The organism is Ferruginibacter sp. (assembly GCF_031391665.1).
In the GTDB taxonomy this organism is placed as follows: Bacteria; Bacteroidota; Bacteroidia; order Chitinophagales; family Chitinophagaceae; genus Ferruginibacter.
Genome location: NZ_JANMUN010000213.1, coordinates 23562 through 34037, shown reverse-complemented (window position 1 = coordinate 34037; position 10476 = coordinate 23562). Strand labels below are relative to the sequence as shown.

Sequence of the window (10476 nt, the reverse complement as noted above, 5' to 3'; positions counted from 1 at the left end):
TATTGTAGGTGGTATTATGTTCTCTTTAATTCTTACTTTATTGGTTATACCTGCCATGTATGCTTTTCTTTCCAGTAAAAAGAAAAGAAGTGAGCTCGACGATTTGGAACCAACCAGTTTATCAGTTTAAAATATGTTGTTTTGATGAAGAAGTTTTTTTTTACCGCAGTAGTTTTTAGTTTTGTATTTGCAGCACCACAAAATGTTTCTGCACAAAATATATTAACTGCCGAAGATGCCGTAGCTACCGCACTTAAAAATAATTACGACATACAATTATTAAGAAATGATTCTGCTGCTTATGCATTAGATAAATCTTATGCAAGGGCAGCATTTTTACCCCGTGTAAATGCAAATACAGGATTGATATATAATAATAATGATCAGTTACAAAAATTTTCCGACGGCACAACAAGAGAAAGAAAGGGGATACGCTCCAATAATTTAGCAGGCGCAGTGCAATTAAACTGGACATTGTTTGATGGCTTTAAAATGTTTGCTACCCGTGACAAATTAAATGAGTTTGTAAAACTGGGCGAACTGAATATTAAAAACCAAATGGTAATAACGGTTGCCGGTGTTTTAAAAAGTTATTACAACATTGTACATCAAAAGCAACAGATAAAAGCAGTAGAAGAGCAGATGAGCATTAACGAAGAGCGGGTAAAGCAGGCCGATAAAAAATTAAGTGTGGGCCTTGGTGCCAAGCCGGAATTGCTGCAGGCAAAGTTAGATTTGAATGCACAAAAAGCGGCCCGTTTAAAAGAGCAAACTTTAGTAGTACAATATAAAGAACAATTGAACCAGTTAATGAATGTGGCATTAAATACACCTTACGATGTAACCGACACTATTCTTATTAACAACAATATTTTACTGCCCGATGTAATGATGGCTGCGGAAACAAATAATCCGCAATTGCTGGTCACCAAAAAAAATATTGATATTAATTATCTTACTTTAAAAGAAAGAAAAGCTGATCGTTTTCCAATAGTGTCATTTAACTCTGCTTACAACTATTCTAAAACAGATAACAAAGCAGTTGTAAATCCTTTTACGCCTTTGTTCAACCGCAACAATGGATTTAATTATGGCATTGGCGTAACCATTCCTGTTTTAAATGGCTTTAATACCAAACGGTTGATACAGCAAACGCAATTAGATATTGATTATCTTAAACTCTCCTATCAAAATCAAAAATCGCAAATTGAATTAGGCATAACCAATGCTTTTAAAGATTACGAATTACAAAAGCAGGCATTGGCATTGGAAGAAGAAAATATTTTACTCGCCAAAGAAAATGTAATGATTTCGCTGGAGCGTTACCGTCTCGGCATCTCCACTTATTTAGAATTAAGAGAAACACAAAAAAGTTTAGAAGACGGTTATAACCGTTTACTGCTTGCCCGTTACAACACCAAACTTGCAGAGATAGAATTGATGCGGTTGAAAGGTGACCTGGTGAAATAGATTTCAGCGCTGAGAAAATGAGGAAAGAAGTTTTCGCAGAGATTTAATTTAAATAAACCCTCTCCGCCGAGGTTCGTGTCTCACGAACCTTTTTGCATTGCACAACAGTTTGATTCGTGAGACACGAACCTGGGCAAGGATTATTTTTTACTCCGCAAACACATATTAGTGACAGTGAATTAAAAGATTTACTTAAATTGCTGCAATAAAATATTTTTTTGCACAATAATTATCTTGCGAAAAATAACCTTAAACAAATACACCAATGAGCAATCCTTTAGTGGGCATTATTATGGGCAGCGAAAGCGACCTGGATATTATGAAAGGCGCAGCCGAAATGCTGCGCCAGTTTGAAGTAGAACCTGAACTCACCATTGTATCTGCACACCGTACGCCGGAGCGTTTACGGGAGTACGCCAGCAAAGCCAAAGAGCGTGGCATAAAAGTAATAATTGCAGGTGCCGGTGGCGCTGCACATTTGCCGGGCATGGTTGCGGCCAATACTATTTTACCTGTAATTGGTGTGCCTGTAAAATCCAGCAACAGTATAGATGGGTGGGATTCGGTTTTATCTATTTTGCAAATGCCTTACGGCGTACCGGTAGCTACCGTAGCATTAAATGGTGCAAAAAATGCCGGCATTTTAGCCGCACAAATTTTAGCCCTGCATGATACCAGCATTGCCGGAAAATTAGAAGCCTACAAAGAATACCAGGATGATATTGTAAAAGAAAGTGTGAAGAATGTAAAGAATATGGGCTTTAGAAATGAGTTTGACAGGTAGGGGATGTTTGGGTTGAAATAGATAGAGATTATGAATTGAGAAGACTTTCGTTTTTTATATATTTTTTTATGTGAAGATTTGAATGCAGTAAATTTAAATAACTGCAAAGTTTTGGAAGGAGGTAACTTTCGTATATTTATGCCTTGGCAGCAACAAATCGCAGACTCTAACATTTAGCGAGATGTGAAACTAATATTTTAAAAAATTTGTTATGAACTCAGTTTTTCTAAAAATAATTTTATTAAGTTTAGGACTTTTACCACACCTTCTGAAAGGACAAATGAAAGTACTTGAAAAAGTCTTTGTAGTAGAAGGAATTATTGCCGACAAAGAAACTTTCGAAATTATTCCATCAGCTATTATATTCAATGATACACTTGGAATAACTACCATATCTGATGAAAATGGATATTTTAAAATTGTTGTTCCTTATAAGCTTGTAATAGAAAAACAATATATTCAGATTGATATTGTAAAAACAGGATATAAAAGGAATGGGTGGGGAATTAGTAGCTTTCAACTTCAAAAAGAAATAGATACATTTAAACAAAATGTATCGTGGAATTATGATGTTCAGATTCTATTAATGGCAAAAAATGAAAGTTCAGAGTCTTCGTCATCAATGGCACATATTCCTTCAAAAGAGAATACTCACGGATACCATATGATTAAACTAGCATTGGAACAAGCTATTAATTCAGAGAAAAGAAATAGAAAATTAGAGCAATTAAAATCAGGAAATGAGAACGTTTATTTTCACTTTGACAAATGGATTATTTTTGCTACAGGGTCATCGAGTGCATATCTTGAAACTAAACCAATTGTTTTCATTAATGGAAAAAAATCAAAATTATCAAATCTAAATAAAGAATTGAAACGCAGCAAGACAAAACTTGATTGGAAGGAAAGTGCAGAACTAGAAACTAAATATAAGAAATATGTTATTGCATTTCGGACCTTTTCTTAATTTTAATAAAATCGAGAATTTCCTAATTATTTTGCTGCTTTTAGCCGTTTTAGCCGTTGATGGTATGCAGCGTAAGCAATGTGCCAAGCATACCAACAACGCAGCCCGAAGCCCACTTCTTCGCAATCGTCGGTATTCCCCTACAATCTTCGCCGCAGTTTGTTTTTTAACCAACTAGGTACAAAATCCCCAAGGGGTTCATTTGGATTGTACATCATACTTATTTGATATTTTTTGGGATTAATACCAATAATTGGTACTTTTATAAAAATAAATTTTATGGCACGCAATACTTCCATCTTACTGGGCGAACACTTTGAAGAATTTATTTCCAGTAAAATATCATCCGGAAAATACAATTCAGCAAGTGAAGTGATAAGGACTGCTTTAAGGCTTTTAGAAACGGAAGAAATGAAGATTAAAGATCTTAACAAGGCGCTTTCGCAGGGAGAGAAAAGCGGAATGGAAAAGAACTTTGATTCAAAAGCGAATTTAAAGAAGCTGCACAGCAAATATTTATGAAGCCACTACCATTTGTTATTAGCAAAAAAGCAGTTGCTGATCTGGAAGAAATCTGGCTTTACACAGTAGAAAAATGGTCCTTAGACCAGGCCGATCGTTATTACAATTTAATATTTGATGAAATTAATTACATCTGCAGGAACAGCAATTCTGGAAAATCAATGGAGCATATTAGAAAGGGTTATCGGGCATCAAAAGTTAAATCTCATTTTATTTTTTATAGAATTGTAAATGATACTATCGAAGTAATTAGAATCTTGCATGAGCGAATGGATATTGGGAATCGACTTAATGATTAACAAACTTCCCCTTAGTGTTCGCCTCCGTCTGCATTTTTCGCCATGGTCGTATTACACTTAATTCTTCGCCGCAGTTTGGTTTTTAACCAACTGCGTACAAAACACTAACGAAGCAAAGTACAATCAGTTATTGCTAAGCCTTGTGTTTCCACAAACTTTTCTCTTTAATCTACTACATAATAAAAGCCCAATAAAGATTTTCTGTACAAGAGTGCGACGCCACCGAAGCCCAATAGAAATTCTTAAGCTCGGTTCAAAAAAAATGCATTTTTAAAATTCTGCATTTCCCTGCTTGCACTTCTTAGAAATATAATTTAATTTTAAACGTATGAAAAAATTACTCCTCAACATTGCAATAGTATGCTGCGCCTTTACTGCAACTGCACAAAGCCCCAAAACAGAATTGTACGATCTTATAAAAAAACTGCTGACCGACAGTACCGGTTATGAAAATGTTGGCGACTGGGCAGTGGGGCAACCGAAAAAATTTCCGGTAAAATGGAAAGCCGACAGAATAGAAATGAGCGATGATACCAGCATTAATTTTTTCCGCATGGGCACAACAGAAATAATGATTAAAGGCAAAAGTTTTATGCAAGCCGGGCAACCCGTAAAATGGAGCATTATGCTTAAAGGCCCACGCATGGGTTATGGTTCGTTCAGCATTGTAAGCTCGCCGCTAAGCAGTGAGCTGCAGCCTAAATATAATCTGGACAGTGTGTTTGGTAAAAAACCTTTTACTGCAACACTTATTAAAAGCTGTGATGCAAAAAATATTTCGGGCTATTATTATTACCAGTTAAAATTGCCTAAAAAAGATATTGCCTTTTTAAAACTTAGCTGGGTAACTGTTAATGGCAACACCGCCATAAGAATTGATTGTTTTGATAACTACAGCAAATACGCTGCAAAATTAGATTGTCCTAAATAAAGTGTATTTCAAATTGTTGCAATATTTTTTTCAACGCTGAGAAAATGAGATGGCAGAGTTTACGCAGAGAACCTCTGCAACAACTTTTTTTCTCATTTTCTCAGCGTTAAAATTTACTGCCTGATTTGTTGCTTTAGCGATAATTCGAAATGCACTCCCTAAACCCTAAATAGCGAACAAAAACTACAACTACGGTTTGCTATCTTTGTGCAGTAAAACAGCTGAGCATAAAACCGGTAATTATTGAAAACCATTAAACTACTTTATTCTGCAGTAATTAATTTTTTGCGTACCCGGCTTAGCAGGGTGCAATTTGTAATGGTTATTGCCACATTGGTGGGTTTTACATCGGGGTTAATTGCAGTGCTCTTAAAATCGCTGGTGCATTTTATACAACATGCTATTGAAAAAATTCCTGTAAACCGTTTTGCTTATTTATTATTTCCTGCAGTTGGTTTATTGATTACTGTTTTTATTATCCGGTATTTTTTTGGCGGGCAAATTGAAAGGGGTATTGCTATGGTTTTAAAAGCCATTGCCAGAAGAGGATCTTTTATTCCGCTTAAACATACTTACCTGCATGTGATAACCAGCTCCATAACTGTTGGGCTGGGCGGCTCCGTTGGGTTAGAGGCACCGATTGTTGCAACGGGTTCGGCAGTGGGCTCCAACCTCAGCCGCATAAGCGATTTAAATTACCAGGAAAGAACTTTACTGATTGCCTGTGGCGCTGCTGCCGGCATTGCTGCAGTTTTTAATGCCCCCATTGCAGGAGTAATTTTTGCAATAGAAGTTTTACTGGCCGAAACGGTAGTGAGTTATTTTATTCCATTAATTATTTCTTCGGTTGCCGGTGTGTTGTGTTCTAAAATAATTTTAAACGAAAGTTCTTTATTCAACTTTGCATTAAAAGAAGTTTTTGATTATAAGAATGTGCCGTATTATATTTTGCTGGGTGTGCTGGCGGGTTTTGTATCTTTATACTATGCCCGTATGTTTAAAGCAACTGAAAAAAGAATGCACCAATGGAAAATGAATGACTATGCAAAAGCTGTGGTGGGTGGATTATTATTACTGGGTATTTATTTTATATTGCCGCCATTATTTGGCGAAGGATACAACAGTGTTAAGCTAGTTGCCAGTGGTAATTACAATTCGTTTACGGATAATACTACGCTGCTGGCAAAGCTGGGTAATAACTGGGGCATAATTGTTTTTACTGCATTAATATTTTTATTAAAACCTATTGCTGCCGGTATTACCATTGGCAGCGGTGGTAATGGCGGCAACTTTGCACCTTCGTTATTTAGTGGTGCTTACCTCGGTTTCTTTTTTAGTAAACTATTAAACAATACGCCATGGATAAAAATACCGGAAGGTAATTTTAGTTTGGTGGGCATGGCAGGTGTGCTGAGTGGTGTAATGTATTGTCCGCTTACGGCTATATTTTTAATTGCAGAAATTACCAGCGGTTACGAATTATTTATTCCGCTGATGATCGTTTCTTCCATTTCTTTTTTTATTGTAAAGATGTACGAACCATTTTCGATGGAGACAAAAAAGCTGGCACTGGAAGGGCAAATTTTTACGCAGAAAAAAGAAAAAAATATTCTTACCTCCATTAGTTTAGATGAAATGCTGCAGGATACTTACGAAAGTATAAGCATTGATAAAAAATTAAAACAACTGGTGGAAATTATTAAACGCAGCGATAAAAACATTTTTGCTGTTACGGATAAAAATGAAAAGTTTGCCGGCATTATTGAACTGAACGATATTAAACAAAAATTATTTGAGCCTGATCAGTTTGAAAAAGTTACCATAAAATCTGTGATGAAAAAACCTGCTGCGGTTTTACTGCAACACATGGATATGCATGCCGTGATGGAAAAATTTGATATTACACAAAGCTGGTACCTGCCCGTGCTGGATAATGAAAGGAAATTTATTGGTTTTATTTCTAAAACAAAACTGTTTAATAAATACAGGGAAATTTTAGCTATGCAGGGAGATTTGTATGATGCTGAATAATTTTTTAATTTTTTACCATTGCAGCCCCGGTAATTTTTAAATCTTTTTGTTGCTGTACAAAAGCAATGATGGATGTATTTTCTTTTTGCAGGTCAGACGTATTTTCAAATACTATTTCGCCGGTTGCAGCAGCATCTTTATTTATCCACTGGCGCACCACATTTTCATTTTTTAAAGTATGGCCGCCATTTTCGCCACGCTTTACCACTGTAGTTTCGGTAAGAGAAATTAATGCCACATTTATTTTACTGACTGCAAAATTTCCTTCTACTGCATATTGAAGTGTTATTTTTTTATCGTTACTGTAAGTTGCAGTTAACGTTGTAAAATTTACTGCGGCTTTTGTATTTAATGCTTTTGTTAATGATTGGATTAACGAGCTGTTATCTGAACCCACGAACTGACTGCTGCCATTTACCACCATTTGCGGTGTGTATGCCCCATCAAGATTTAATGCCGTTACATAATCTTTTTGCCGTTGAGAAAAGTTACTGCTGCTGAACGGATCTTTCCAACCTAAACGGTTCCAGTAATCTACATGAAATGATAAGGCAAATATTTTTTTGCCCGATTTTTTTGCATCAGCAATAGTCCCCCCAAGCAATTCATCGGCAGGCGGACAACTGGAGCAACCCTGCGATGTAAAAAGTTCTACTACAGCAAAGGGCTCAAATAAAGTATCAGTTGCTGCAGTTTTATTTTTTTTAAAACTTAAAATCAACACCCCACAAATAACGAGTGCTGCTGTAGCTGCTATTTTAAGTTTCATGATTTTTTTAGTTTTTAAAATTACCTTTAAATTCTTTTTTAAATTTCATAAAATCCGGTATCGAAACATTTTGTACATACCCATTTTCGGGGTGGTGCAATATATACTCCTGGTGATAGTCTTCAGCAGGATAAAAATTCTTTAAAGGCATTACCTGCGTTACAATTTTCTTGCTGTATTTTTTGGAATCAGTTAACCGTTTTATTTCAGCATTTATAATTTGCTTTTCGCTTTCGTTTTTATAAAATGCTACCGTGCGGTATTGGGTTCCCATATCGTTACCCTGCATATTTAATTCGGTAGGATCCTGGCTGGCAAAAAATGCTTTTACTAAAGTTTGGTACGAAATTTTTGTACTGTCGTAATACACCTGAACTACTTCTGCATGACCGGTGCTGCCTGTACAAACGCTTTCATAATCGGGGTTAGCAACACTGCCGCCTGCATAACCCGAAACAGCATCCCTTACCCCCACTAAACTTTGAAAGACAATTTCGGCATGCCAAAAACAACCTTCGCCAAATGTTGCCACAGCCTCGTTTGCCATTTTTATTTTTTTTCCGGCCGTAATTTTCAAGTTTTTACTTTGAGACTGTGCACAGGAAGAGAGTATTGCCAGCACAATTATTAAAAATATATTTTTCATTGTGTAATTTTACTGATATACAGTATTGTTTGCCGTAAAGATTTACTATTGCTGTTAAAAAACAGAAAAAAACTTTTTCTTTTCACCCTACGTAAATAGGCTGTCATTAAAAAAACTGCTTCTTTCTATGAAATATGTTTACAGCAATAACAAGGCCGCCAGTAAATTGATCCTCTTAAAGGAAGAGCCGCAATTTGAACGTTACTATCATCAAAAAGAAACAGCGTATAAATATTATTCCATTGTTTGGAACATGGGTAAAAGCCAGCGGGTAACTATTGATGAAGTAGAGTACGAATTTGGCGCAGATTGCATTTTACCTATCATGATGAGCCAGTCTTTTACATTTGAAAGGCCCGAAGACATTACTGCATGGCAGTTTAACAGAGAATTTTACTGCATTGTAAATCACGACGCACAAGTTGGCTGTGTAGGTTTTTTATTTTATGGCCCCTGCCCTGTTATGTTTTTACAATTAGATGCAGGAGCATCGGACAAAATGCACCGCCTGCTGGATCTGTTTGAGGAAGAGTTTGTTTCAGAAGAAGATATCAAAGAAGAAATGCTCCGCATGCTGCTGGTACGGTTTATTATAAAACTTACCCGGCTGGCTAAAAAACAATACCTGGGCACAGAAGAAGTGGCAGAAGAAAAATTTAATATACTCCGGCAATATAACCTGCTGGTAGAATTACATTACCGTAAAGAAAGGCAGGTGCAATTTTATGCAGGGTTGCTGAATAAATCTCCCAAAACAATTTCCAATATTTTTTCGCTGTACGGCAAAAAAACACCGCTGCAAATTATCCAGGAAAGGATAATTGCAGAAGCAAAAAGATTATTTTATTACACCGATAAATCAGTGAAGGAAATTGCAGATTACCTGGGTTTTGATGATGTGGCCAACTTCAGTAAATTTTTCAAAAACTGTACGTCACAAAATCCATCAGCCATAAAAAGGCTGGTTAAATAAATAGTACGGGAAAAATCTACAATTCTTCGGGAACTATCGCTATTGTATGCCATCGTAATTGATGGCATTTTTGTACTGTTACAATAACAGTATAAAAAATCAATATGAAGTTATTACTAATAAGCCTGTTTGCATTTTTATTTACAACGGGTATTTATGCACAGCAAACAAAGTATTGCAGTAAAGAAGGCATTGCCATTAAGGGCTACGACCCTGTTGCCTATTTTTTACAACATGAAGCGCTGGAAGGCAATGAGAATTTTTCAACAGCGTGGAGTGGCAGTAAATGGAAATTTATTTCGCAGGCAAACTTAGACAGTTTTAAACTGGCACCACAAAAATATGCACCGCAGTACGGTGGTTACTGTGCTTATGGCCTGAGCGAAAATCACAAAGCACCTACCGACCCACAGGCCTGGACAATTGTTGATAACAAACTGTATTTAAACTACAATCCCAAGGTAAAAGAAATGTGGTTGAAAGATACAACCGCCAAAATAAAAGCTGCCGATAACAACTGGCCTGTATTAAATCAATAAAAATAATCACAAATAAAAATACAAATGAAAAAAATAATTGCATCAGTATTTTGTATCGCTTTAAGCATTGGTATCATCAACGCTCAATCGGCACTGCGAATAAAAGATTTTAATCTTGAAAAAGGTGTGGCTATACAAGGCTACGATCCTGTGGCTTACTTCGCTCAGAATAAAGCAGTAAAGGGTAATAAACAATTTTCTGTTTCTGCAGAAGGTGTTATTTATTATTTATCCAGCGCTGCTAATAAAGATTTGTTTTTAAAAGATTACAAAAAATACGAACCGCAGTATGGCGGCTGGTGTGCTTATGCAATGGGTGCCACTAATGATAAAGTAGAAGTTGATCCTGAAACATTTAAAATAGTGGAGGGCAAATTGTTCCTCTTTTATCATAGCTGGACAAATAATACGCTTAACAAATGGAATAAAGACGAGGCCAGTTTAAAAGCTAAAGCTGATAAAAACTGGATGCTGTTATTTCACTAAAATAAAAGCCCAACAGAAATCCGGCTACAGAAAAATTATGTAGATAGGATACGCTGTTA

12 protein-coding genes are annotated in these 10476 nt (G+C 36.1%); 10 read left to right on the top strand and 2 right to left on the bottom strand.

Annotation, left to right across the window (positions count from 1 at the left end; genetic code table 11):
- Nucleotides 1–144: 144 nt before the first annotated feature.
- The 7 genes from ACY651_RS15880 to ACY651_RS15850 all read left to right on the top strand — a co-directional run bounded on the left by ACY651_RS15880 (nt 145) and on the right by ACY651_RS15850 (nt 7004).
- A complete protein-coding gene (locus tag ACY651_RS15880; protein ID WP_462254478.1) occupies nt 145–1470 on the top strand; it encodes a TolC family protein in 1326 nt (441 codons plus the stop codon).
- Between the two features lie 265 nt (nt 1471–1735).
- A complete protein-coding gene (gene purE / locus ACY651_RS15875) occupies nt 1736–2254 on the top strand; it encodes a 5-(carboxyamino)imidazole ribonucleotide mutase (protein ID WP_462218864.1) in 519 nt (172 codons plus the stop codon).
- A gap of 211 nt (nt 2255–2465) precedes the next feature.
- Nucleotides 2466–3221 carry a hypothetical protein gene (locus ACY651_RS15870; protein ID WP_462254477.1) on the top strand — a complete coding sequence of 252 codons (756 nt, stop codon included), beginning with the start codon at nt 2466–2468 and terminating at the stop codon, nt 3219–3221.
- A 279-nt stretch (nt 3222–3500) separates the two neighbouring features.
- Nucleotides 3501–3743 (top strand): type II toxin-antitoxin system ParD family antitoxin, encoded by a 243-nt coding sequence (locus tag ACY651_RS15865; RefSeq protein WP_462254476.1) that lies wholly within the window; start codon nt 3501–3503, stop codon nt 3741–3743.
- Entirely contained in the window at nt 3740–4042 is a 303-nt protein-coding gene (locus ACY651_RS15860; protein ID WP_462254475.1) for a type II toxin-antitoxin system RelE/ParE family toxin, read from the top strand. Before ACY651_RS15865 ends, ACY651_RS15860 begins: the two co-directional genes overlap by 4 nt.
- Nucleotides 4043–4370: 328 nt before the next feature.
- The gene (locus tag ACY651_RS15855; protein WP_462254474.1) at nt 4371–4973 is read left to right on the top strand and encodes a hypothetical protein; all 603 of its coding nucleotides are present in this window, start codon (nt 4371–4373) and stop codon (nt 4971–4973) included.
- A gap of 243 nt (nt 4974–5216) precedes the next feature.
- On the top strand, nt 5217–7004 hold the full coding sequence (locus tag ACY651_RS15850) for a chloride channel protein (RefSeq protein WP_462254473.1): 1788 nt from the start codon (nt 5217–5219) through the stop codon (nt 7002–7004).
- 4 nt (nt 7005–7008) lie between these two features.
- Here the strand turns inward: ACY651_RS15850 and ACY651_RS15845 are convergent, their stop codons facing one another.
- Together ACY651_RS15845 and msrA are read right to left on the bottom strand one after the other, a co-directional pair.
- Nucleotides 7009–7773 carry a DUF1223 domain-containing protein gene (locus tag ACY651_RS15845; protein WP_462254472.1) on the bottom strand — a complete coding sequence of 255 codons (765 nt, stop codon included), beginning with the start codon at nt 7771–7773 and terminating at the stop codon, nt 7009–7011.
- 7 nt (nt 7774–7780) lie between these two features.
- Entirely contained in the window at nt 7781–8419 is a 639-nt protein-coding gene (gene msrA, locus ACY651_RS15840; RefSeq protein WP_462254471.1) for a peptide-methionine (S)-S-oxide reductase MsrA, read from the bottom strand.
- 127 nt (nt 8420–8546) lie between these two features.
- Here msrA and ACY651_RS15835 point away from each other — a divergent pair, with 127 nt between their 5' ends.
- The 3 genes from ACY651_RS15835 (at nt 8547) to ACY651_RS15825 (ending at nt 10417) form a co-directional block, all read left to right on the top strand.
- Nucleotides 8547–9392, top strand: coding sequence for a helix-turn-helix domain-containing protein (locus ACY651_RS15835; protein ID WP_462254470.1), 846 nt, complete (start codon nt 8547–8549; stop codon nt 9390–9392).
- Nucleotides 9393–9496: 104 nt separating this feature from the next.
- Nucleotides 9497–9931, top strand: coding sequence for a YHS domain-containing (seleno)protein (locus ACY651_RS15830; RefSeq protein WP_462254469.1), 435 nt, complete (start codon nt 9497–9499; stop codon nt 9929–9931).
- Nucleotides 9932–9955: 24 nt separating this feature from the next.
- Complete coding sequence (locus ACY651_RS15825) at nt 9956–10417, top strand: YHS domain-containing (seleno)protein (RefSeq protein ID WP_462254468.1); 462 nt, start codon at nt 9956–9958, stop codon at nt 10415–10417.
- The last annotated feature ends 59 nt before the right edge of the window (nt 10418–10476 follow it).

Coding starts and splice junctions, on each gene's coding strand:
- ACY651_RS15880 (WP_462254478.1), top strand. CDS start 145: ATGAAGAAGTTTTTTTTTACCGCAGTAGTTTTTAGTTTTGTATTTGCA.
- purE (WP_462218864.1), top strand. CDS start 1,736: ATGAGCAATCCTTTAGTGGGCATTATTATGGGCAGCGAAAGCGACCTG.
- ACY651_RS15870 (WP_462254477.1), top strand. CDS start 2,466: ATGAACTCAGTTTTTCTAAAAATAATTTTATTAAGTTTAGGACTTTTA.
- ACY651_RS15865 (WP_462254476.1), top strand. CDS start 3,501: ATGGCACGCAATACTTCCATCTTACTGGGCGAACACTTTGAAGAATTT.
- ACY651_RS15860 (WP_462254475.1), top strand. CDS start 3,740: ATGAAGCCACTACCATTTGTTATTAGCAAAAAAGCAGTTGCTGATCTG.
- ACY651_RS15855 (WP_462254474.1), top strand. CDS start 4,371: ATGAAAAAATTACTCCTCAACATTGCAATAGTATGCTGCGCCTTTACT.
- ACY651_RS15845 (WP_462254472.1), bottom strand. CDS start 7,773: ATGAAACTTAAAATAGCAGCTACAGCAGCACTCGTTATTTGTGGGGTG.
- msrA (WP_462254471.1), bottom strand. CDS start 8,419: ATGAAAAATATATTTTTAATAATTGTGCTGGCAATACTCTCTTCCTGT.
- ACY651_RS15835 (WP_462254470.1), top strand. CDS start 8,547: ATGAAATATGTTTACAGCAATAACAAGGCCGCCAGTAAATTGATCCTC.
- ACY651_RS15830 (WP_462254469.1), top strand. CDS start 9,497: ATGAAGTTATTACTAATAAGCCTGTTTGCATTTTTATTTACAACGGGT.
- ACY651_RS15825 (WP_462254468.1), top strand. CDS start 9,956: ATGAAAAAAATAATTGCATCAGTATTTTGTATCGCTTTAAGCATTGGT.